The sequence below is a fragment of the Stenotrophomonas sp. PE591 genome, assembly GCF_018320795.1.
Classification (GTDB): domain Bacteria; phylum Pseudomonadota; class Gammaproteobacteria; order Xanthomonadales; family Xanthomonadaceae; genus Stenotrophomonas; species Stenotrophomonas maltophilia.
The window spans coordinates 57,769-80,170 of the sequence record NZ_JAAOKO010000005.1 but is presented as its reverse complement, the minus strand read 5'-3'; the positions used below and the strand labels follow the sequence as shown (position 1 = coordinate 80,170).

Genomic DNA, 22,402 nt, shown 5'->3' with positions numbered 1-22,402 from the left:
GCAACCTATCGATTGCTATATCGCTTTGCAACCTATAGGTTGCCTTTCCATGACGCAGCGCCGCGTCAAGCCACCTGCACGATATGCAGCGCCTTCGGGTTGCGCCACTGCGCCAGCAGGGCAGCCTCGCGCGCCTTGGCCTGTTCGTAGTGCGCTTCCTTGACGTGGCCGAAGCCGCGGATGTGCTCGGGCACGCTGGCGATCTCCACCGCCAGGGCCAGGCGGCCGTCCTCCAGGCCATCCAGCAGCAGCCGCACGGTGGCTTCGTAATCGGCGATCAGCTGGCGCTCCATGCGCCGCTCTTCAGTACGGCCGAATACATCCAGGCGGCCGCCACGCAGGAACTTCAGCTTGGCCAGCAGGCCGAAGGCCTTGAACATCCACGGGCCGTATTCCTTCTTCAGCAGGCGGCCCTGCTCATCCTTCTTTGCGAACAGCGGCGGCGCCAGGTGGAAGCGCAGCTGGTAGTCACCCTCGAACTGCTGCTGCAGGCGGCGCTGGAAGTCACCGCTGGTGTACAGGCGGGCCACTTCGTACTCGTCCTTGTAGGCCATCAGCTTGAACAGGTAGCGGGCTACCGTCTCGGTCAACGCGGTGGAACCGCCGATGCGCTCGGCCTCGGTGGCGCGCACGCGTGCCACCAGATCACGGTAGCGGTTGGCATAGGCAGCGTCCTGGTAATCGACCAGGAAGGCGGCGCGACGCTCGATCATTTCGTCCAGCGAACGCGACAGGCGTGCGTCGTCCAGCGGCAGGAATGCCACGTCGCCACCGTGCGAGGGCAGGCCACGCAGTTCGCGTTCGTCGCCGGTGTTGCGCGGTGCCGCGGTCGCACCCCATTCATTGCCTTCCCACTCGCCCGGCGGCAGCGGGTGCAGCGGGCCGGGGGTGGACTCGGTATCGGTGTGGCGGTTGCGCACCAGGCCGGCGGCCTGCTGCACGGCCTGCGGGTCGACCACGGCCAGGCGGCCCCAGGCAAAGGCCTGCTGGTTCATCGCCACGGCGGCGCCATTGAGTTCGATGGCGCGCATCAGCGACTCGAACGACAGCGGCACCAGGCCCTGCTGCCAGGCGTAGCCGAGGATGAACAGGTTGGCGGCGATGGCATCGCCCAGCAGCGCGGTGGCCAGCTGGGTGGCATCGAGCAGCAGCGGCTCCTGGCCGCCCAGGGCTACGCGCACACCGGCGATGATGTCGGCGGCGGGGAACTGCATGTCCGGACGGGTGGTGAACGTGCCCGGCATCGCTTCGTAGGTGTTCAGCACCACCTGCGAACGGCCGGCGCGCACCTTCGAAAGCGCCCAGTAGTCGTTGACCACCACCATGTCGCAGCCCAGCACCAGGTCGGCTTCACCGGCGGCGATGCGCACGGCGTGGATGTCATCCGGGCGGCGTGCGATGCGGATGTGCGTGGTCACCGCGCCACCCTTCTGCGCCAGGCCGGTCTGGTCGAGCACGGTCGCGCCCTTGCCTTCCAGGTGGCCGGCCATGCCCAGCAGTGCACCGATGGTCACCACGCCGGTACCGCCGACGCCGGTGATCAGGATGTTCCAGGGTTGTTCCAGCGTGCCGCGGATGGCTGGTGCCGGCAGATTGTCCAGCAGCGTGGAGGCATCGCGCTTGCTGCCCTTGCGCGGCTGGCCACCGTGTACGGTGACGAAGCTCGGGCAGAAGCCGTTCACGCACGAATAGTCCTTGTTGCAGTTGGACTGGTCGATCTCGCGCTTGCGCCCGAACTCGGTTTCCTTCGGCAGCACCGACACGCAGAAGCTCTTCTTGCCGCAGTCGCCGCAACCCTCGCAGACCAGCGAATTGATCAGCACCCGCTTCTGCGGATCTTCCAGCTTGCCGCGCTTGCGGCGGCGACGCTTCTCGGTGGCGCAGGTCTGTTCGTAGATCAGGATCGAAACACCCTTCACGTCGCGCAGGCGCTTCTGCACCTCCTCCAGTTCGCTGCGGTCGTGGAACTCCACGTCGCTGGGGAAGTGCTCGCGCTGGCCGGTCCACTTGCCGATGTTGTCCGACAGCACCACGATGGTGTGGATGCCTTCGGCGCGCATCTGCCGTGCGATGTCGGGCACGCTCAGCGGGCCGTCCACCGGCTGGCCGCCGGTCATCGCCACCGCGTCGTTGTAGAGGATCTTGTAGGTGATGTTGACGCCGGCCGCGACCGCCTGGCGGATCGCCAGCGAGCCGCTGTGGAAATAGGTGCCGTCGCCCAGGTTCTGGAACACGTGCGGGGTATCGGTGAACGGCGCCTGCCCGGCCCAGGTCACGCCTTCGCCGCCCATGTGGGTGAAGGTGTCGGTGCTGCGGTCCATCCAGGTCACCATGTAATGGCAACCGATGCCGGCCAGTGCCCGCGAGCCTTCCGGCACCTGGGTGGAGGTGTTGTGTGGGCAACCGGAGCAGTAGTGCGGCACGCGCGGGAAGCTGGCGCGCGGCAACGCAAGCTCGGCTTCCTTCTGCTGCATCCACTGCAGGCGTTGTTCAATGGATTCGTTGTTGAAGAACTTCTGGATGCGGCGGCCGATCACGCCGGCGATGGTGGCCGGGGTCAGTTCGCCGGTGGACGGCAGGATCCATTCGCCACTCTCGTCGTACTTGCCGACGATGGACGGGCGCTGGCCCCAGCTGGCCGGCCAGTTGAAGAACTGTTCCTTCATCTGGCGCTCGATGAAGGCACGCTTCTCCTCCACCACGATGATGTCTTCCAGCCCCTGCGCGAAGCGCGCGATGCCCTGCGGTTCCAGCGGCCAGGTCATGCCGACCTTGTACACACGGATGCCGATGTCGGCGCACGCGGCTTCGTCCAGGCCCAGGTACTCCAGCGCCTGCAGCACGTCCAGGTAGCTCTTGCCGGTGGTGACGATGCCCAGCCGCGCGCGCGGCGCATCCATCACCACCTTGTCGATGCCGTTGGCGCGGGCAAAGGCCTGCGCGGCCTTCACCGCATAGCGGTGCAGGCGCATTTCCTGGTCCAGCGGCGGGTCCGGCCAGCGGATGTTGAGGCCACCCGACGGCATCTCGAAGTCTTCCGGCAGCACGATGCGGCGCGCCATCGGATCGACCTGCACCGACGCCGACGATTCCACCGTCTCGGCGATCGTCTTGAAGCCGACCCAGCGGCCGGTATAGCGGCTCATCGCCCAGCCCAGCAGGCCCATGTCGAGGATGTCCTGCACGCCGGCCGGGTTCAGCACCGGCATCATCGCGCTGACGAACTCGTCCTCGCTGCCATGCGGCAGGGTCGAACTGCGGCAGGCATGGTCATCGGCGGCCAGTGCCAGCACGCCACCATAGCGCGAGGTGCCGGCCGCATTGGCATGCTTGAACACGTCGCCGCAGCGGTCCACGCCCGGTCCCTTGCCGTACCACATGCCGAACACGCCCTGCACGTTGGCGCCGGGGAACAGGTTGGTCTGCTGGGTGCCCCATACCATGGTGGCGCCCAGGTCCTCGTTCAGGCCGGGGGTGAACTTCACCTTGGCCGCTTCCAGATGCTTGCGCGCGCGCCACAGTTCCAGGTCGAAGCCACCCAGTGGGCTGCCACGGTAGCCACTGACGAAGCCGGCGCTGTCGATGCCTTCGGCGGCATCGCGCAGGCGCTGCATCAGCGGCAGCCGCACCAGCGCCTGCACGCCACTCAGGTAGATCCGCCCCTCGTTGCGGGTGTACTTGTGGTCGAGCGTGTAATCACGGTCGAGCAGGTCGGCGGAGGAGGGCGAAGTGAGTTGCGCGGTACTGGTCATGGCTGGCCCGGTAGGATCGGCTGGCACCGGCCGCGTGCAGGCACGCGGCGGGAAAGGCGCGAATTGTAGCAGCGGGGCCGTGGTGGGCCCGGCACTCGCGCCCGCGCCGCTGCTGGGGTTAGGATCGGGGCGAGAGAGGGAGGCTGCGGTTGTGCAGCCTGGGGAGAAGGGATGTCAGTTCCAGGAAAGATCCTGGCCAGCGTGCTGCTGGCCTCGGGAGCGGCCACGGCGTGGGCCGCGCCGGCCATGCCGGCACCACAGGAGTTCTACTTCGACAGCGACCTGGCGGCGGCACCGATGGTGGCGATGCAGGGCGAAGGCGATGAGCTGGTCACCCAGCTGGTGAGGCTGCGCGAGCGCGGCCGGCGCGCGGTGGAAGCCACCGTGCAGCTGGCTTCGGTGGCCAGCACCCAGGGCCGTGCCGAGCTGGCCGACCAGCTGTATGGCGAGGCCCTGAAGGAGGCGCCGGCACAGAGCAGCGCGGGCCGCAGCGTGCGTTGGAACTATGGCTGGGACCTGCTGCGCCAGGGCAAGCCGGAGGCGGCGCTGGAGCAATGGTTGTCGTCGGCCGGCAATGCGCGCAGCAAGCCCAGCTGGGTGCCACCCACCTACGCGCTGGCCCTATGGCGGATGGGGCAGAAGCAGGAGGCCGTGCAGTGGTATGCCGCAGCAGTGCGTACCGAGCCGTCGCAATGGAGCACCAGTGCCAATTACGCGCAGCTGCTGCCGCAGTGGCGCGAGGATGAGCGCGCGTCGTTGGCCGAGGTGCAGCAGGCCTGGGCGGCGGCCCCGCCTGCGTGGCCCTGAGGGAGGGGGGCGGCCGGGTTCACGGCGTCCCCCGCGAATCCACCCCGCCCGGCCAAGCGCCGCTTTTGATGTTCACAGCCAACCAGCCGCCACGAGGGGCTGCGCCGTTCGCTGGAAACCCCTCAATCGTCCGCGGAAACCGTCCGCCCCGATGCCCATGCCCGCAGTGCCTCCACCTGCTGGGCCATCAGCACCGACAGCGGTCGCGTCGCACGGATCTCGTTCATCAGCAGCTCGGTATCCAGTGGCCGCCCTTCGGCGTGCGCCGCATACAGCCCGGCCACGATCGCCTGCTCGATCTCCGCGCCGGAGAACCCGTTGGCGGCAGCCGCCAGCGCGGGTAGTGCGAAGTCGTCGGCATTGAGCTGGCGCCGACCCAGGTGCAGCCGCAGCAGTTCCACGCGCACCTCCGGCGAAGGCAGGTCAACGAAGAAGATCTCGTCGAAGCGGCCCTTGCGCAGCAGCTCGGCAGGCAGCTCGTGCACCTGGTTGGCGGTGGCCACGATGAACACCGGTGCCTTGCGCTCGGCCATCCAGGTCAGCAGATGGCCCAGCACGCGGCGTGACACGCCACCGTCCTCGCCACCGCTGGCCAGGCCCTTCTCGATTTCATCCATCCACAGCACGCAGGGCGCCAGCTGCTCGGCCGAGGCCAAGGCCTGGCGCAGGTTGGCCTCGGTCTCGCCGTGGTACTTGTTGTACAGCGCGCCCACGTCCAGGCGCAGCAGCGGTACGCCGAAACCGGCGGCGGTGGCCTTGGCCAGCATCGACTTGCCGCAACCCTGCACGCCCAGCAGCAGCATGCCGCGCGGTGGGTCCAGCCCGGCCGGTGCGGAGCCAGCGATGAACGCCACACGCCGCTGGTTGATCCAGCGCTTGAGCCGGTTGGCGCCGGCCACGTCGCCGAACCGCGCGCTGTCATGCTCGAAGAACAGGTGGCCGCTGCGGTTGAGCAGCTCGAACTTCAGCCGTGCCAGCTGCGGCAGGTCGTCGTCGCGCAGCGCGCCGTCGGCGTAGATCAGCTGCCGGGCGATGCGCCGGGCATCGACCAGGCTCAGGCCCTGCAGGTTCTTCAGGATCTTCTTCACCGCCTCGCTGTCGACTTCGACGCGGCGGCCGCCATGTTCGCGGGCGTAGGCATCGGCCTCCTCGCGCAGCATCTTCAGCAGGGCGTTGGCATCGGGCAGGCGCGGGTTGAAGCGGACCGCCAGCGCTTCCAGCTCGGCCGGCAGTTCGACCTTGGCGCCGATCAGCACCAGCACGTGCGGTTCGCTGTGACGGCGCTGGATCAGGTCGCGCAGGGTGCGCTGGTGGCTGGCATAGCCCAGGTAGGGGTGGAAATCGAGCAGCAGGTAGACCCCGCGCTGCCCGGCCTGGCGGATCATCTGCAGGGCCGCGCTGGCGTCGGGTGGCCCGGCCGGCGGATCTTCGCTGTCCAGGTCGATGCGGCGCAGGCCCTCGGTGATCGACCACCGGTGCAGCGCCCGCCAGACGTGCATCAGTGTCTGCCGGAACAGGTCGACGATGCGACCCTCGTCCTGGGTCTCGATCACGATCAGGGGGGTGTTGGCGCGGATCAGTGCGCTCAGGTCCTGCAGCTCGCTCATGCCGGTTCGATCCTTCGGGGGCGCCACGATAGCAAAGGGATGGCCGCAGGTTCAGCGCGGTGCTACCTCCCGTCACCACCGCCGGTGTACGCTCGGGGCACGTACCCGGAAGCGAGGCTGGCATGAAGACGATCCTGGTGGCCGGTTCCAAGGGCGGGGTGGGCAAGACCACCGTCGCCACCCACCTGGCCGCGTACGCGGCATTGCAGGGCAGGGCCACGGTGATCGCCGACGCCGACCCTCAGGGCTCCAGCACCCGCTGGGCGCAACGGCGGGCCGGGCTGGAAAGCGCGGTGCTCCCCATTGATGTGTATCGGAAGAAGCAGTGGGCGCAGAAGCTGCCCGATGGCACCGAAACCGTCATCATCGACGCACCGGCGGGCGCATTGGCCGACGATATCCCCCATTTCCTTGACGCTGCCGACGCGGTGGTGGTGCCGGTGCTGCCCTCGGCGCTCGACATCGAAGCCATCGTCGGCTTCCTCAACAGCCTGGCCCAGAACCCGCGGGTGCACAGCCGCAAGCTGCCGGTGGGGCTGGTCCTCAACCGCACCAAGCCCTGGACCCAGACCTCGCAGCAGGCGTTGCAGATGCTGGCCGAATGGCCGTACCCGGTGGTCGCGCAGCTGCGTGACAGCCAGAGCTACGTGGTCATGACCGGCCTCGGCCGCAGCCTGTTCGACTACCGCTCGGCCCAGGTGCGGGAGCATCAGGCCGACTGGGAGCCGCTGCTGTCCTGGCTCAAGCTTTGATGCCTGCGTCACTCTTCCTGCTGCATCCTCTTCTTCATGGAAACCCGCGATGCGTGAACTGATCCTGCTGCGCCATGCCCATGCCGAACCGGCTACCCCCGGCCAGGCCGACCTCGACCGGCCGTTGTCGCCGGTGGGGCTCGCCGAAGCCGAAGCCGCCGGCAAGTGGCTGAAGGAGAACAACCTGCTGCCGGACTGCGTGCTGTGCTCACCGGCGCGGCGTACCCGCGAAACCCTGGAAGCCGTGCTCGGCACCATCGGTTACGTGGAAAAGCGCCTGGAAGACCGCATCTACGAAGCCACCCCCGGCACCCTGGCGGCATTGGTGGACGACCGCCGTGATCTCGACCGGGTGCTGATCGTCGGCCACAACCCGGGCCTGGAGCGGCTGGTGGCGTTGATGACCGAGGGCACCAGCAGCGACTACCGCGGCATGCCGCCGGCCGGCATCGCCGTGCTCGGCTTCCCGCGCGAGGCCTCGATCGAGCCAGGCGTGGCCAGCCTGAACGCATTCTGGTGGCCGTGATCCGATGAGCCTGGCGCGGCGCAGCCGCTATCTGCTGCCCGCGCTGCTGGCACTCGGCCCGGCCTGGGCGGCCGTGCCCACGCCGACCACCCTGCCACCGGTGGTCGCCGAAGCGCACCGGGTAATGCGCCTGGATACCCAGCGTTCGCAGATCGGCTTCGAGGTGCGCACCCGTTTCGGGCAGCGTATCGAAGGCCTGTTCCCGCACTTCGAAGGGCGCATCGAGATCCTCTCCGACGGCCGCCACCAGGTGCACCTGAAGATGTTCACGCGCTCGGTCGAGATCCCCGGCAAGGCGCGCTATACCGGATGGATGCGCGGCGAGGAGTTCTTCGATGCCGGCCGCCATCCGGTGGTCGAGTTCGACTCGCTGCCGTACTGGCCGGAAACCGTGGAGAGCGGTGGCGACATCAACGGCCGGCTGACCCTGCGCGGGATCAGCCACCCCGAGACACTGAAGGTCGAGAAGGCGGAGTGCGCCCGACCCGGCTATGATTGCGACGTCGTCAGCCGCGGTACCGTGCAGCGAGGCCGGTATGGCATGGACAGCTGGCAGCTTGCCTTGAGTGACCGAGTGACTTTCGTATTGCGTGCGCGCCTGAGCGAGGCGCCGAAACCGTGAACTTCCTGCTGCGTGTACTGGCGCTGGCAACCGTGTTGCTGGGCAGCGGTTGTGCATCGCTGTCGAATGCCGAGCGCGACCGCGCCGAGGCAATTGCCGTGCAGGCACGTTCGACCGTGGTCGACTGCCAGCGTGCAGACCGCTGTGCACAGGATTCGCCGCTGCGGGCGCTGGCCGGCCGGGCGTTCACCGAATCCACCCCGGAACGACCGCGCCACTACGCCACCCTGCTCGATGAGGGCGAGGGCGCCCTGGTCGCACGCCTGAACCTGCTGCGCAGCGCCACCCGCAGCATCGACCTGCAGACCTACATCTTCGACAAGGACGACAGCGCCCGTCTGGTCATCGACGAACTGCTGGCCGCATCTCGGCGCGGGGTGAAGGTGCGGCTGCTGATCGACCAGCTCTCGGCGATCTCCGACCTGCAGATCCTCGGCGCCCTGTCCGGCGCCCACCAGAACTTCCAGCTGCGGGTCTACAACCCGACCTTCGGCAAGGCCCGGCTGAACTACTTCGACTATGCCGGCAGCGTGCTGTGCTGCTTTCGCCGGTTCAACCAGCGCATGCACAACAAGCTGCTGGTGATCGACGATGCGATCGGCGTGGTCGGTGGCCGCAACTACCAGGACGACTATTACGACTGGGACCGCGAGTACAACTTCCGCGACCGCGATGTACTGATCGCCGGCCCGGAAGCACGTGCGATGGCGGCCAACTTCGACGCGTTCTGGCGCGCACACCGCAGCGTGCCGGCCGAGCGCCTCAACGACGTGGGCCGTACGTTGCTGCGCGAGGGCGTGCCGACCCTGCCGCCGGCCACCTTCCGGCGCCCGGAACGGGTACAGCGGGTCAGCGCCGAAGCCAACGACACCGAGTTCGTCACCCGTTCCTTCGTCGATACCGCGCTACCGGTGGCCTCGGTGCGCTATGTGGCCGACCTGCCGCGCAAGCATCGCCGCGAGAAGGCCGACGCGCCGCTGGCCGGCCAGCACGTGACCGAGCCGCAGCTGGATGCACTCATTGCCGGTGCGCAGAAGGAAGTGATCCTGCAGACGCCATACCTGGTGCTGTCCAAGCCGGCGCAGAAACTGTTCCGCGAGCTGCGCAAGCGCCCGCAGCCACCGCGCGTGGTGGTGTCCAGCAACAGCCTGGCGGCCACCGACAACCCGATCGTGTATGCGCTGTCGTACAAGTACAAGCGGCGCAACATGCGCGAACTGGGCTTCAACATCTTCGAGTACAAGCCGTTCCCGCTGGATGCACCGGTCGACTACCGCAACCTGCTGCCCGACCCGATCGCCGCGCCGGGAGGCGACGACGACGGCGGGCGCAATCCGCTGATCGGTGGCAGTGCTGCCGGCAGCAACGCACGCGGTGGCAGCAGTAGTGGTTCGGATGCCGGCAGCAGGCAGGGCCCGTTGAATCGCCACAGCGATGGTGCCTACGACAACGCACGCGCACGCCGTCGCGCCGCCGGCAGCGAGGTGGAAACGCGCCTGCTGCGCACCGAGACGCGGCCGTCGTTCCTGGGCAGCAAGGCGGTCAACAAGCCGTTGCCGGTCACCCGCAAGGGCGCGCGCATGGGCCTGCACGCCAAGTCGCTGGTGGTCGACCGCCGCATCGGCGTGGTCGGCACCCACAACTTCGATCCGCGCAGCGAGAACTACAACACCGAAGGCGCGGTGATCATCGACGACCCGGTTTTTGCCGAGGAACTGGCGCAGAGCATCCTGCGTGACACCCACCCACAGAACTCCTGGACGGTGGCGCCACGGGCCAAGCCACCGGTGCTGTCAGGGCTGAACTACAGCGTCGGCAAGGCCTCCGAAGCGCTGCCCATCCTTGATTTCTGGCCCTGGCGCTACGCCACCGACTACGAGTTCAAGCCCGGCCCGGAGTGCCCGCAGCCGCTGCCGCGGCAGGATCCTGATTTCCATCGCTGCTACGCCGCCGTCGGCGACTTCCCCGAAGTCAACGTCGGCCCGAAGTGGCTGCTGGTGCGCATGCTGACCGCATTCGGCGCCGGTCTCGTTCCCATCCTCTGAAGGTACCCGCATGGCCCAGGTGTTCCGCGAAGCCGTTTCCATCGAGCAGCTCAACGCGCTCAGCCGCAACACGGCGATTGAATCCCTGGGCATCGTCTTCAGTGCCGCCGGCGAGGACTGGCTGCAGGCCACCATGCCGGTGGATGAGCGCACCCGCCAGCCCTACGGCATCCTGCACGGCGGTGCCTCGGTGGTGCTGGCCGAGACCCTGGGCAGCAGCGCCGGCAACCTGTGCGTGGATACCGGCAAGCAGGTCTGCGTGGGCCTGGAGATCAATGCCAACCACGTGCGTGCCGTGCGCTCTGGCACGGTCACCGGCACCGCCCGCGCGCTGCACGTCGGCCGCAGCACCCAGCTGTGGGAGATCCGCATCGAGGACGAGCAGGGCCGCCTGGTATGCATCTCGCGGCTGACCCTGGCGGTGGTGGCTGCCGGTCACGGCTGAGACCCCCTGGGGCTCGTTGACGGCAGCGGAACCCAGCGTTCCCCGCCGATTGCCCCGGTCGATGGCGGTTATGGCCTAAATCGGCTGGCAGCGATGACGGCCCTCCGGTATCGTGCGCGGATGACTTCCCCCACTCCGGCCCCCCGTGGCGGCGTGGCGCGTGTGTGCCGTTACCTGTACCGCGTACCGCTGCTGTTGGTCCACATCATCGTGTTCCTGCCGCTCATCCTGATCGGCATGCTTCCGCCGTGGGGCGAACTGCGCGTGGGCGAGGCGACCTTCGGCGCCAAGGTGGTCAACTGGTGGCAGGGCGGGCTGATGTGGATCTTCGGCTTCCGCCTGGTGCAGGTCGGCGCGCCGCTGCCCGGTGCCGTGCTGTTCGTGGCCAACCATGTCAGCTGGGTCGATATCTGCATCCTGCACAGCCAGCGCATGATGGGCTTCGTCGCCAAGCGCGAGATCGCCAGCTGGCCGCTGGTGGGCTGGCTGGCCGCGCGCGGCCAGACCATCTTCCACCAGCGTGGCAACACCGAATCGCTCGGTGGCGTGATGCAGGTGATGGCCGACCGCCTGCGCGAGGGCAAGGCCGTGGGCGTGTTCCCGGAAGGGCGGACCCGCGGCGGTCACGAAGTGGGCCCGTTCCACGCCCGCATCTTCCAGGCCGCGGTCGAGACCGGCGTGCCGGTGCAGCCGGTGGCCCTGGTGTACGGGGCAAAGGGCGACGCGCAGACCATCGTCGCGTTCGGTCCGAACGAGAGCTTCTTTGCCAATTTCCTGCGCCTGCTCGGCGAGCCGGCGCGACGTGCGGAAGTGCACTTCCTGGCGCCGATCGGTGCACAGGACCTGGAAGGCCGTCGGCGCATCGCGGAAACCTCGCGCGCGCGCATCGTGGCGGCCATGAGCGCCGGGTGAGGCTGCGGTGGCCCTGATCCCGCCACCTGTCCTGGACGCCGGTACGCCGACGCTGCATGCGGCTGACTATCAGCCACCGCGCTGGCTGCGCAATCCGCACCTGCAGTCGATGCTCAGCTCCAGCCGCATGCGCCTGCAGCGCGGCCTGCTGCTGCTGGCGGCCACCGGTGCGGTCAGCGAAGAGCTGATCCTCGATGGTGGTGATGGCGTGCGCCTGCAGGGCTGGCACAGCCATGTCGAAGGCCGCGAGCCCAAGGGCATCGCGCTGCTGCTGCATGGCTGGGAAGGCAGTGCCGAATCCAGCTACATGCGCATGGCCGCCGCGCGCATGATCGAGCAGGGCTTCGACGTGGTGCGGCTGAACTTCCGCGACCACGGCAACACCCATCACCTGAACCCCGGCATCTTCCACTCCAATCTCATCGATGAAGTGGTGCACGCCGCGGGCGATATCGCCCAGCGCTGGCCGCAGCTGCCGCTGGTGGCCGCCGGTTATTCGCTGGGTGGCAACTTCGTGCTGCGCCTGGCCCTGCGCGCACCGGCGGCCGGCGTGCCGCTGCTGCGCGTCGCCTCGGTGTGCCCGGTGCTGGACCCGGCGCTGACGATGGAGAGCATCGAGAACGGCCCGGCGATGTACGACTGGTACTTCCGCCGCAAATGGGCCGGCTCGCTGCGCCGCAAGCGCGATCTGTTCCCCGAGCTGAGCGACTGCGACGACCGCGTGTTGAAGCTGGACATCCGCGCGCTGACCGCCTGGCTGGTCGAGCGCCACACCAGCTTCGGTTCGCTGCAGGCCTATTTCGACGGCTACTCGATCGCCGGCGACCGCCTGTCGTCCCTGCAGGTACCGGCCGACATCCTGATGGCGCAGGATGACCCGGTGATTCCGTACGCGACCTTCAGCAACTGGCAGCTGCCGGGCCAGGCGCGCCTGGAAACCGCCTGCTGGGGCGGCCACTGCGGGTTCATCGAAAACTGGCGCGGCGACGGCTTCTCCGAGCGCTGGGTCGCCCAGCGCCTGCAGCGGGTCCTGCAGGCCTGAACCGGCGACAGCGCGCAGCCCGCTACAATGCGGCTTTGCACTTGAACCGGACTGCCATGCAAGACCAGATCATCCAAGCGTTGCGCCAGAACCAGGCCGACCAGGCCGTGCAGCTGGCCCAGGCGTGGACCCGTGACGAACCCGGCCAGGCCAACGCCCACCGCTGGCTGGCGCTTGCGCTGCAGCAGCAGGGCAACGCCGAGGAGGCGATGGAGGCCCTGCAGCAGGCGCTGCGGCTGGCCCCGGACGACGCCCAGCTGCACCTGCAGCATGCCGGCCTGCTGCTGGCACTGCGCCAGTTCGAGGGTGCCGACGAAGCACTGGTGCGCACCACCGGCCTCGATCCGAACTCGTTCTCCGCCTATCTGATGCAGGCGCACCTGGCAATCGGCCGCAATGACTTCGACGAAGCGCAGCGCATCTCCACCCTGGCCGCGCGCGTGGAGCCGGACCATCCGGAACTGCTGACCATCGACGGCATGGTTGCACTGCGCCGCGGTGACGCCGACCGTGCACTGGCGCTGCTGTCGGCTGCCAGCAAGGCACTGCCGGACGATACCCGCGTGCTGTACGCACTGGGCTTTGCCTACCTGGGCAAGGACATGCTGGCGTTTGCAGAGCAGTCGTTCCGCCGCGTGCTGGAACTCAATCCGTCGCTGTCCTCGCTGCATGGGCTGGTGGTGCAGCTGGCACTGCGCCAGGGCAACGTACCGGCCGCCGCCGAAGCGATGCAGGTGGCCCTGCAGCAGCCGGAGATGGACGTACCGTCGATGCGACGCCTGGCGGGTGAACTGTCGCTGCGCAATGGCCAGCCGCTGCAGGCCCTGGACTACCTGCTGCCGCTGCTGGAGACGCAGCCGGAAGACCGCCAGGTGCTGCAGCTGCTGCTGATGTCATGGCAGCGCCTGGGGCGCGAGGATGAAGCACGTGCGCGCCTGGATGCGGTACTGGATACCGATGACCAGCTGCACGATGTGTGGCTGGCACGCCTGGCCATCGAGCAGGTGGGCAGCGAAAGCGCCGTGACCGCGGTCGAGCGCTGGATGGCGGCGATGCCCGCGCATCTGCCGGCCCTGGAGGCGCGCCTGCGCCTGCATGACATGGCCGGCGAACATGCTCAGGCCGAAGCGATCGCCGAACGCATCGTCAGCCTGGAACCGGGCCGCGTCAGCGGCGAGACCCGGCTGGTCGAAGGCCTGCTGCAGCGCGATCCCGCCGCCGCCGTGGCCCGCGTGCAGGCGCTGATCGAGCTGGCGCCGGAAGAGCATCGCGCCGACCTGCGGACGTGGATGGGCGAGATCCAGGACCGCGCCGGGCAGCCGCAGGACGCCCTGCGCACCTGGCTGTCGCTGCAGGCTGACCAGGCGCCGCAGCGCTTGCCACTGCCGCCACAGGCCAAGTCCCCGCCGAGCTGGCCGGACAAGGGCAGCATCGACGGCGATGCCAGCTCCGCGCCGATCTTCCTCTGGGGCCCGCCGGGTTCGGGCGTTGAGCGGGTGGCGACCGGCCTGGCTGCTGCCAGCCCGGTGCTGCGCAGCGACCGCTACACCAACACGCCGCCCGATGATGCGTTCCAGAACTACAACACGCTGCAGGACCTGGCCTCAGGCGTGCTGACGCCGGAGCGGCTGGTGCAGCGCTGGCGTGAACAGCTGCCGGCACGTGGCCTGCAGAGCGACACCGTGATCGACTGGCTGCTGTGGTGGGACAACGCCCTGCTGTGGGCGCTGCGCCCGCAGCTGCCGCAGGGCCGCCTGGTGCTGGTGCTGCGCGACCCGCGCGACATGCTGCTGGACTGGGTGGCCTACGGTGCCGCCGCGCCGCTGGCGATGACGTCGCTGGCCGAAGCCAGTGAATGGCTGACCCGCGCGCTGACCCAGATCGCCACGCTGCATGAGGACGACCTGTACCCGCACGTGCTGCTGCGCATCGACCAGATCGGCAACGATCCGCAGGCGATGGCCGAACTGCTGGGCCGCCTGTTCGAGCGGCCGATGCCGCCGGCGGCACAGCTGGGAGCCCCGCGCCTGCCGGCCGGCCACTGGCGCAACTACCGCGACGTGATGAGCGCCGCCTTCGCCCAGCTCACCCCGGTTGCGGTGCGCCTGGGTTACCCGGAAGAGTGAGGAGAGTCCGATGCAGTTGACCAGCCACAGCCTGACCAACGGCGCACCGATCGATCGTGAGTTCGCCGCGGGCGACGCCAACGGTTTCGCCCCGGACCGCAACCCGCACCTGGCCTGGAGCGGGGCGCCGGCCGGCACCCGTTCGTTCCTGCTGGTATGCGTGGACCCGGACGTACCGACCGTGCCGGAGACGGTTGGCCGCAGCGACATGAGCGTGCCGCGCGACCAGCCGCGCTGCGATTTCGTGCACTGGGTGATGGCCGATATCCCGGCCACGGTGCAGGAGATCGCCGCTGGCAGCTGCAGCGACGGCTTCGTGGTGAAGGGCAAGCCCGTACCCGCCGGCCCGGCCGGCAGCCGCCAGGGCCTGAACGACTTCACCGGCTGGTTCGCGGGCAACCCGGACATGGCCGGTGATTACCTGGGCTATGACGGCCCGTATCCGCCGTTCAACGACGAGCGCATGCACCGCTACTTCTTCCGCGTATTCGCGCTGGACGTGGCGTCGCTGGACCTGCCGCAGCGCTTCACCGCCGCCGATGCGTACCGCGCCATGCACGGCCACGTGCTGGCCGAAGCCGCACTGCACGGCACCTACACGTTGAACCCGGCGCTGGGCTGAGCAGCACACAGGGTAGAGCCGGCCGCTGGCCGGCTGCCGCAGGCAACGGCGGCAACACAGGGAAGATGCCGGCCAGCGGCCGGCTCTACCTTCCATCCGCTTGCAGCGCCGCCGGTTCGAACACTGCGGTGTCGCCTCTCGCGTTGCGCAGCACCAGCGCGCCGCAGTCGTCAAGCGCAAGCGTCGGTGCCGAGCCTTCGCCGTGCATCAGCTTTCCGGCGAGCTTCTGCTGCGTGGGCAGTCTCTGATCGACGCATAGCGCTGTGGTCTGCACGCTGTTGCGCAGGATCAGCAGGTTGCCCTGCAGCCGGTACTCGTTGCTGACGTGGTTGCACAGGTTCAACTCGCTCATGAAACCGGACTGGAAGCGCAGTGTGTAGGGCGCGCGACCGCGGACGAACAACGCGTCGATGCGCTTTCCTTGCGCGTTGGTGGCACGCACCAGTTGCCACAGGTGCGCTTCAAGCTGATCGGTGCTGGGCGTGCTGGCAGCGGCCACATTCGCGGACATGGCCAGCAGCGCAGCAATGATGAGGACGGGGACGTGCTTCATGCCGATCTCCCGATGCATCCGGGTAGTGCCGGCCGCTGGCCGGCAGCATCCGTGTGTTGGCAGTGCCGCGCAGGGCAGCCGGCCAGCGGCCGGCACTACCGACCATGAAGAAGGGCGGCCTCTCGGCCGCCCTTCCATCGTTTTATTTCTTCTCGATGGCCGACTCGACCACCATGTCCAGCACGTACGCCTGCGACGGCGCATCGGCCGGCGGGTTCTTCACCTCGTAGCGCTTCACGCGCACCACGTTGCGCACGCCGTCTTCGTGGGTGTAACCCTCGATGTTGCCGTAGAAGTTCTCGAACTTGCCCGGCTCGCCCTGCTTCAGGCCCTTGTCGTCGAACTTCACTTCGCGCACCTGCAGGCACTGGTAGTCCGGGATCAGCGGGTGCGAGCACTTCTCGGTCTTCGCAGCCACTTCCAGGAACACGGTTTCGCCGGCGCCGCCGTAGCGGGTTTCAGCGGTCGGTTCCGGGTTGAACACCAGCACGTCGCCCTTGGCGTTGGTCAGCGTCAGCTTGCCATCGGCATCCTGCTCGGCCTTCAGCTCGCCCTGCAGGCGGCTCGACACAGCCTCGTCCAGCGCCATCAGCGCCTTGTCGGTGCAGGCCATCATGGTCGAGGCCATCGCGCTGACCGTCAGCTTGCCGTCGGCCAGGGTGTAGCCGCCGCCCATGCGGTTGCAGGTGTTGCTGACCGACAGGCGGCCATCTGCGAAGTCCAGGGTGACCGGCTTGTCTTCGCGGGCGAACAGCGCGTCGATGCGCTTGCCGTCGGCGCCGGTGGCCTGCTGCAGCAGCCAGTGCTGGCTCTGCAGGCGCTGCGCATCCAGGTGCGCCAGCGTCTGCTGGTCTGCTGCCTTGGCCGCGGCCGGGGCCACGTCGTCGCCGCCGGTGCCGGCCGGGGCCGGGGTCTGGCTGCAGGCGGCCATCAGGGCCAGCGGGAGGAGCAGGGTGAGCTTGCGGTTCATGGTGATTCTCCTTGGGGAACCGTGGGGGAAACGGGGTGGGGCCGGCAACGGGGTTGCCATGCCCCGGCGCTGTTCAGCTGCCGGAGGGCAACCACAGCAGCAGCGCCGCGCCCAGTGCGATGCGGTAGATCGCGAAGGCGGTGAACCTGTGCGACTTGATGTAGCCCATCAGCCACTTCACTACGACGAAGCCGGTGATGGCCGCGGCAAGGAAGGCCACGCCCACGTCGGCCCAGTCCTCGCTGCCCAGCTGCCCTGCCTTGGCCATTTCCAGGAAGGTGTAGGCGCTGGCGGCAAACATGGTGGGAATGCCGACCAGGAACACGAACTCGGCGGCGGCGGCGCGGCGGCTCAGGCCCAGCAGCATGGCCAGGAAGATCGCCGAGGCCGAGCGCGAGGTGCCGGGGAACACGCCGGCCACGACCTGTGCCAGGCCCACGCCGATCGCCACCGTCCAGGTCACCTGGTCGCGGTCGGGCAGGCGCGCGGTGTAGGCCTCCACCAGCAGCATCCAGACACCACCGATGATCAATGCCCAGGCCACCGGGCTGACCGTCTCCGGCAGCGACCAGCCGGCCTTGCGCACCACCAGGCCGACCACGGCGGTGACCAGGAAGGCGGCGCCCAGCTTGAACACGTACTCACGGTTCCCGCGCTGGTTGAAGCCGGTGGCCAGCTGCAGCAGGCGCTGGCGGAACACCAGCACCACGGCCACGATCGCGCCGGCCTGGATGACGATGTTGAAGAAGTCCGAGCGGGCACCCAGCCAGTGCTGGGCGATGAGCAGGTGGCCGGTGCTGGAGATCGGCAGGAATTCGGTCAAGCCTTCGAGGATGCCCAGCAGCAGGGCGGAGAGCAGGTCGGACATGGACGGTGCGTGCACGCGCGGCGGAAGGAAGAAGGTCGAGAGGATAGACGATCCCTGCCGCACCAAACGGGTGCGTCTGGTGGCGGGTGCACCCGTTTGGTGCGCACCGTTCTGCACCGCCACGGAGCGCCCTTTTTGAAATCAATGACTTGCGGCCAGCGAAAAGTTGGCACGGTCGTTGCTGTACCTCAGCAGGCATTCATCCCCATCCGAGGTCGTACCGATGTCCGTGGAAAACGTTGAGAAGCTGATCAAGGACAACCAGATCGAGTTCGTCGATCTGCGTTTCGTGGATATGCGTGGCGTCGAGCAGCACGTCACCTTCCCGGTCAGCATTGTCGAACCGTCGCTGTTCGAAGAAGGCAAGATGTTCGACGGCAGCTCGATCGCCGGCTGGAAGGGCATCAACGAGTCGGACATGGTGCTGCTGCCGGATACCGCCAGCGCCTACGTCGACCCGTTCTACGCCGATCCGACCATCGTGATCAGCTGCGACATCCTCGACCCGGCCACCATGCAGCCGTATGGCCGTTGCCCGCGCGGCATCGCCAAGCGCGCCGAGGCCTACCTGAAGTCCTCCGGCATTGCCGAAACCGCGTTCTTCGGCCCGGAGCCGGAATTCTTCATCTTCGACTCGGTCCGTTTCGCCAATGAAATGGGCAACACTTTCTTCAAGGTCGATTCCGAAGAAGCCGCCTGGAACAGCGGCGCCAAGTACGACGGCGCCAACAGCGGTTACCGTCCGGGCGTGAAGGGTGGCTATTTCCCGGTTCCGCCGACCGACACCCTGCACGACCTGCGCGCCGAGATGTGCAAGACCCTGGAACAGGTCGGCATCGAAGTGGAAGTGCAGCACCACGAAGTGGCCACCGCCGGCCAGTGCGAGATCGGCACCAAGTTCAGCACCCTGGTGCAGAAGGCCGACGAACTGCTGCGCATGAAGTACGTGATCAAGAACGTCGCGCACCGCAACGGCAAGACCGTCACCTTCATGCCCAAGCCGATCGTCGGCGACAACGGCAGCGGCATGCACGTGCACCAGTCGCTGTCCAAGGGCGGCACCAACCTGTTCTCCGGTGACGGCTACGGCGGCCTGAGCCAGCTGGCGCTGTGGTACATCGGCGGCATCTTCAAGCACGCCAAGGCCATCAATGCCTTCGCCAACTCGGGCACCAACAGCTACAAGCGCCTGGTGCCGGGCTTCGAAGCGCCGGTGATGCTGGCCTACTCGGCCCGCAACCGTTCGGCCTCGTGCCGCATTCCGTGGGTGTCCAACCCGAAGGCGCGCCGCATTGAAATGCGCTTCCCGGATCCGATCCAGTCGGGCTACCTGACCTTCACCGCGCTGATGATGGCCGGCCTGGACGGCATCAAGAACCAGATCGACCCGGGCGCACCGAGCGACAAGGACCTGTATGACCTGCCGCCGGAAGAAGAGAAGCTGATCCCGCAGGTCTGCTCCTCGCTGGACCAGGCGCTGGAAGCGCTGGACAAGGACCGCGAGTTCCTGAAGGCCGGTGGCGTGATGAGCGATGACTTCATCGACGGCTACATCGCGCTGAAGATGCAGGAAGTGACCAAGTTCCGCGCGGCCACCCACCCGCTGGAATACCAGCTGTACTACGCCAGCTGACCGGATGCGATGGCGGTGGGCTTCCCCCTCCCACCCGCCACCATCGCTTCCGTTTTCGCGGCTGGGGAGCCGCGGTCAGATCGGGGTCGGATCCCGTTCGTTTACGAATGGGCTCTGACCCCTGATCCAGGGGCAAGAGAGAGACCGGATACGCGACCAGGGCCGCCCTCCCTCCCGCGTCGGTCGTGCAAGGAGAGAGGCACGGCCGTCCCGGCCCTGTACGTGTCCGGTGCAACAGCCACGGTCATCATCCTGATGACCCGTGGTTGCCTGATGCCAACGCGCGCTGGCGCGCTGGCCCCATCCACCATCGGGACATGCGCATGAAACTGATCTCCGCCATCATCCGGCCGTTCAAGCTCGACGAGGTCCGCGAGGCCTTGTCCGACGCAGGCGTGTCGGGCATTACCGTGACCGAAGTGAAAGGCTTCGGCCGCCAGAAGGGCCACACCGAGCTGTATCGCGGCGCCGAGTACGTCGTCGATTTCCTGCCCAAGATCAAGATCGAAACCGTAGTCACCGACGAGCGTGCCGATGCGGTGATCGAAGCGATCCAATCGTCGGCAGGCACCGGCAAGATCGGTGACGGCAAGATCTTCGTCACCGCCGTCGAACAGGTCATCCGCATCCGCACCGGCGAAATCGGTGCCGACGCGCTGTAACCCCCTTCCGGAGACTCCCCCATGAAGATGCGCCTTCTCACCGGGTGGCAAGCCCGGTTCCATATCGTGTGCCTGTTGATGCTGCTCAGCGCGCTGGCCGCGGGTGCCTGGCCGGGCAATGCCCACGCCCAGGCGCAGGTGTCGCCGCTGCCGAGCGAAAGCGTGGCCGTTGAGCCGCTGCAGGACCCTGCAGCGGCCGCCGCTGCGCCGGCCGTGGCCGAAGCGGCCGCCGCCTATGATCATGGCGACGTGGCCTGGATGCTCACCTCCACCCTGCTGGTGCTGCTGATGGTCGTGCCGGGCCTGGCCCTGTTCTACGGCGGCCTGGTGCGTTCGAAGAACGTGCTGTCGGTGCTCAGCCAGATCCTGGTGGTGTTCTCGCTGGTGCTGCTGCTGTGGGTGGCCTACGGCTACAGCGCGGTGTTCAGCGCGGGCAATCCCTTCTTCGGGTCGTTCACCGAGTTCGCCTTCCTCAAGGGCTTCACCCCCGAGTCGGTCGGCAACACACCGATCAAGGGCCTGCCGGACTATCTGTTCGTCGCGTTCCAGTCGACCTTTGCCGGTATCACCACCGCGCTGATCGTCGGTGCCTTCGCCGAGCGCATCAAGTTCCGCGCGGTGCTGCTGTTCTCGGCGCTGTGGTTCACCCTCAGCTACATCCCGATGGCACATATCGTCTGGGGTGGCGGCTACCTGGGTGAGCTGGGCGCGATCGATTTCGCCGGCGGTACCGTGGTCCACATCAATGCGGGCGTCGCCGGCCTGGTCGCCGCGTGGTTCGTCGGCAAGCGGCTGGGCTATGGCCAGACCGCGCTGAAGCCGCACAACGTGCCGTTCACCTACATCGGCGCGATGCTGCTGTGGGTGGGCTGGTTCGGCTTCAATGCCGGTTCCGCCGCCGCCGCCGACACCGTGGCTTCGCTGGCCTTCCTCAATACCGTGCTGGCCACCGCCGCAGCGGTGCTCGGCTGGACGCTGGTGGAAGCAATCAGCAAGGGCAAGCCATCGGCACTGGGTGCTGCTTCGGGTGCGGTGGCCGGCCTGGTCGGCATCACCCCGGCCTGCGGTACCGTCGGTCCGCTCGGCGCGATCGTGATTGGTTTCGTGGCCGGGGTGGTCTGCGTCTGGGGCGTCACGGGCCTCAAGCGCCTGCTGAAAGTGGACGACACCGCCGACGTGTTCGGTGTGCATGGTGTCGGCGGCATCGTCGGCGCGATCCTTACCGGTGTGTTCAGTGCACAGTCGCTGGGTGGTACCAAGGCGGATCTGGATGTCGCGCACCAGGTCTGGGTGCAGGTGGTCAGCGTCGGCCTCACCGTGGTGTGGTCGGCGGTGGTGACCGCGGTCATTTTGCTGGTGGTCAAGGTCGTGGTCGGCCTGCGCGTGACCGAAGAGGCCGAACGCACCGGCCTGGATGTGACTTCGCACGGCGAATCCGCCTACGAGGCCTGAAGTAGCGGTGCATGGACGGGGTGGGTGCCGACCGTTGGTCGGCACTTCCACTGTCCTCGTTCTGGTAGGTGCCAAGCTTGCTTGGCACGGGGTCTGGGTCTGCTCTGGTGGGTGCCGACCGTTGGTCGGCACAGCCGGAGTGGCGCATCCACGCCTGGCGTGGACCTACCGAATCTTCCTTGTGACATGCATCATCGCGCCTGATCGCGCACAATCAGGCCATGCACCTGATCCGCACTGTCCTGATGCTCTCGGCCTGCCTGCTGCTGGCTGCCTGTGCCTCCGCGCCGCAGGAAACCCGCAACCCGCTCGCCACCTGGGTGCCATCACCCAACCAGAACGCGCGCACGCCGGTCATCATCGTCATCCACCACACCGAGCAGAAGTCGGTGCAGCAGAGCCTGCATACGCTGCGTACCGCCAACAGCGGTGGGCCGGTCAGTGCGCACTACCTGATCGGCGCCGATGGCCGACGTTACCAGCTGGTCGCCGATGAGCGCCGTGCATGGCACGCCGGTGCCGGGCGCTGGGGCACCATCACCGATCTCAACTCGGCCTCGATCGGCATCGAGCTCGACAACGATGGCCGCAGCCCGTTCAGCCAGGCGCAGATCGAATCATTGATCTTGCTGCTGCGCGATCTCACCACTCGCCTGAACATCCCGCCGCGTCAGGTCATCGCCCATGCCGACCTGGCGCCGACGCGCAAGCAGGATCCGAGCCGCTTCTTCCCTTGGCAGCAGCTGGCCGAGGCCGGCTTCGGGGTGTGGCCGCGCGCCGCCGACGGCGCGGCACCGGAAGGCTTCGACGCGTGGAATGCGCTGGCCCGCTTCGGCTATCCACTGGACAACCGCGAAGCCACCGTCGCCGCCTTCCACCGCCGCTTCCGCGGCCGCGACGACCTGCCGAAGACGCTGGATGCCGAAGACGCGCGCATCCTGCATTCGCTGCTGCTGCAGACGCCGTGACCCCGCGCATGAACGCTTGGCCCCGCGCCGGGTTGCCG

Annotated in this window: 19 protein-coding genes; 14 read left to right on the top strand and 5 right to left on the bottom strand. The window is 67.8% G+C overall.

Annotation, left to right across the window (positions count from 1 at the left end):
* Positions 1–65: 65 nt before the first annotated feature.
* Complete coding sequence (locus tag JLDANKMP_RS14110) at positions 66–3,752, bottom strand: indolepyruvate ferredoxin oxidoreductase family protein (RefSeq protein ID WP_212561451.1); 3,687 nt, start codon at positions 3,750–3,752, stop codon at positions 66–68.
* Between the two features lie 171 nt (positions 3,753–3,923).
* On the opposite strand from JLDANKMP_RS14110, the gene JLDANKMP_RS14105 reads away from it, so the two are divergent.
* Entirely contained in the window at positions 3,924–4,559 is a 636-nt protein-coding gene (locus JLDANKMP_RS14105) for a hypothetical protein (RefSeq protein WP_005407536.1), read from the top strand.
* A 122-nt stretch (positions 4,560–4,681) separates the two neighbouring features.
* On the opposite strand, the gene JLDANKMP_RS14100 is transcribed toward JLDANKMP_RS14105, so the two are convergent.
* On the bottom strand, positions 4,682–6,166 hold the full coding sequence (locus JLDANKMP_RS14100; protein ID WP_212561450.1) for an AAA family ATPase: 1,485 nt from the start codon (positions 6,164–6,166) through the stop codon (positions 4,682–4,684).
* A gap of 122 nt (positions 6,167–6,288) precedes the next feature.
* Between JLDANKMP_RS14100 and JLDANKMP_RS14095 the strand changes: the two genes are divergently transcribed.
* The 9 genes from JLDANKMP_RS14095 to JLDANKMP_RS14055 all read left to right on the top strand — a co-directional run bounded on the left by JLDANKMP_RS14095 (position 6,289) and on the right by JLDANKMP_RS14055 (position 15,258).
* A complete protein-coding gene (locus JLDANKMP_RS14095) occupies positions 6,289–6,918 on the top strand; it encodes a ParA family protein (protein WP_005407538.1) in 630 nt (209 codons plus the stop codon).
* Between the two features lie 49 nt (positions 6,919–6,967).
* On the top strand, positions 6,968–7,444 hold the full coding sequence (locus tag JLDANKMP_RS14090; protein WP_005407539.1) for a histidine phosphatase family protein: 477 nt from the start codon (positions 6,968–6,970) through the stop codon (positions 7,442–7,444).
* Between the two features lie 4 nt (positions 7,445–7,448).
* Positions 7,449–8,066 carry a YceI family protein gene (locus JLDANKMP_RS14085; protein WP_005407540.1) on the top strand — a complete coding sequence of 206 codons (618 nt, stop codon included), beginning with the start codon at positions 7,449–7,451 and terminating at the stop codon, positions 8,064–8,066.
* Entirely contained in the window at positions 8,063–10,111 is a 2,049-nt protein-coding gene (locus JLDANKMP_RS14080) for a phospholipase D family protein (RefSeq protein WP_212561449.1), read from the top strand. Before JLDANKMP_RS14085 ends, JLDANKMP_RS14080 begins: the two co-directional genes overlap by 4 nt.
* A 10-nt stretch (positions 10,112–10,121) precedes the next feature.
* Positions 10,122–10,556 (top strand): hotdog fold thioesterase, encoded by a 435-nt coding sequence (locus JLDANKMP_RS14075; RefSeq protein ID WP_005407542.1) that lies wholly within the window; start codon positions 10,122–10,124, stop codon positions 10,554–10,556.
* 120 nt (positions 10,557–10,676) lie between these two features.
* A complete protein-coding gene (locus tag JLDANKMP_RS14070) occupies positions 10,677–11,468 on the top strand; it encodes a lysophospholipid acyltransferase family protein (protein WP_024956258.1) in 792 nt (263 codons plus the stop codon).
* Between the two features lie 52 nt (positions 11,469–11,520).
* On the top strand, positions 11,521–12,510 hold the full coding sequence (locus JLDANKMP_RS14065; protein WP_024956257.1) for an alpha/beta fold hydrolase: 990 nt from the start codon (positions 11,521–11,523) through the stop codon (positions 12,508–12,510).
* Positions 12,511–12,566: 56 nt separating this feature from the next.
* Entirely contained in the window at positions 12,567–14,636 is a 2,070-nt protein-coding gene (locus tag JLDANKMP_RS14060; protein WP_012478722.1) for a tetratricopeptide repeat protein, read from the top strand.
* 10 nt (positions 14,637–14,646) lie between these two features.
* A complete protein-coding gene (locus JLDANKMP_RS14055; protein WP_212561448.1) occupies positions 14,647–15,258 on the top strand; it encodes a YbhB/YbcL family Raf kinase inhibitor-like protein in 612 nt (203 codons plus the stop codon).
* Between the two features lie 85 nt (positions 15,259–15,343).
* On the opposite strand, the gene JLDANKMP_RS14050 is transcribed toward JLDANKMP_RS14055, so the two are convergent.
* From JLDANKMP_RS14050 to JLDANKMP_RS14040, 3 genes are all read right to left on the bottom strand, one after another.
* Positions 15,344–15,811 carry an META domain-containing protein gene (locus JLDANKMP_RS14050; RefSeq protein ID WP_088430978.1) on the bottom strand — a complete coding sequence of 156 codons (468 nt, stop codon included), beginning with the start codon at positions 15,809–15,811 and terminating at the stop codon, positions 15,344–15,346.
* A gap of 142 nt (positions 15,812–15,953) precedes the next feature.
* Positions 15,954–16,781 carry an META and DUF4377 domain-containing protein gene (locus JLDANKMP_RS14045; protein WP_043034916.1) on the bottom strand — a complete coding sequence of 276 codons (828 nt, stop codon included), beginning with the start codon at positions 16,779–16,781 and terminating at the stop codon, positions 15,954–15,956.
* 73 nt (positions 16,782–16,854) lie between these two features.
* Entirely contained in the window at positions 16,855–17,649 is a 795-nt protein-coding gene (locus JLDANKMP_RS14040) for an undecaprenyl-diphosphate phosphatase (RefSeq protein WP_012478726.1), read from the bottom strand.
* Between the two features lie 223 nt (positions 17,650–17,872).
* On the opposite strand from JLDANKMP_RS14040, the gene glnA reads away from it, so the two are divergent.
* The 4 genes from glnA to JLDANKMP_RS14020 all read left to right on the top strand — a co-directional run bounded on the left by glnA (position 17,873) and on the right by JLDANKMP_RS14020 (position 22,364).
* Positions 17,873–19,282, top strand: a complete 1,410-nt coding sequence (gene glnA, locus JLDANKMP_RS14035) for a type I glutamate--ammonia ligase (RefSeq protein ID WP_005407550.1) — start codon at positions 17,873–17,875, stop codon at positions 19,280–19,282.
* Positions 19,283–19,605: 323 nt separating this feature from the next.
* Positions 19,606–19,944, top strand: a complete 339-nt coding sequence (locus JLDANKMP_RS14030; RefSeq protein ID WP_004134334.1) for a P-II family nitrogen regulator — start codon at positions 19,606–19,608, stop codon at positions 19,942–19,944.
* A 21-nt stretch (positions 19,945–19,965) separates the two neighbouring features.
* On the top strand, positions 19,966–21,396 hold the full coding sequence (gene amt / locus JLDANKMP_RS14025; RefSeq protein WP_212561447.1) for an ammonium transporter: 1,431 nt from the start codon (positions 19,966–19,968) through the stop codon (positions 21,394–21,396).
* Between the two features lie 221 nt (positions 21,397–21,617).
* Positions 21,618–22,364, top strand: a complete 747-nt coding sequence (locus JLDANKMP_RS14020; protein ID WP_150359391.1) for an N-acetylmuramoyl-L-alanine amidase — start codon at positions 21,618–21,620, stop codon at positions 22,362–22,364.
* Positions 22,365–22,402: the final 38 nt, after the last annotated feature.